Below are 359 nucleotides of genomic sequence, written 5' to 3'. Positions count from 1 at the left end.
GAGCGCATGAACCGGACCATCAAGGAAGCGACCGTCCAACGCTATCACTACGATCGACACCATCAGCTCGAAGCTCACCTGGCCGACTTCATCAGCGCCTACAACTACGCCAGACGGCTGAAAACCCTGAAGGGCCTCACGCCTTACGAATACATCTGCAAATGCTGGACTTCCCAGCCTGAACGATTCAAACTCAATCCGCTCCAGAAAATGCCGGGACTAAACACCTAGTGCATCCATAGAACAATGGCAGCGAGAGTGACGACGGCCCGGTAATTCCGGGCCGTTTTTTCGAAGCGGGTTGCGACACGTCGGAACTGCTTGAGCTTTGAGAAGCAGCATTCGACGAGATGACGCTG

General features: G+C 54.6%; 1 protein-coding gene and 1 pseudogene. One reads left to right on the top strand and one right to left on the bottom strand.

Annotated features, from left to right (window positions below; genetic code table 11):
* Positions 1–231, top strand: a 231-nt coding sequence (locus FNJ47_RS46805) for an IS3 family transposase (protein ID WP_163163573.1), incomplete at its 5' end; no start/stop codon positions are given.
* Here the strand turns inward: FNJ47_RS46805 and FNJ47_RS46800 are convergent.
* A pseudogene (locus tag FNJ47_RS46800) lies at positions 228–359 on the bottom strand (IS5/IS1182 family transposase); the annotation flags it as partial. The gene FNJ47_RS46805 and the pseudogene FNJ47_RS46800 overlap by 4 nt on opposite strands.

This window comes from Bradyrhizobium uaiense, from assembly GCF_010811875.1.
Lineage (GTDB): Bacteria > Pseudomonadota > Alphaproteobacteria > Rhizobiales > Xanthobacteraceae > Bradyrhizobium > Bradyrhizobium uaiense.
Note: the sequence above shows the minus strand (reverse complement) of the source record. Positions and strands in the feature narration are given on the sequence as shown.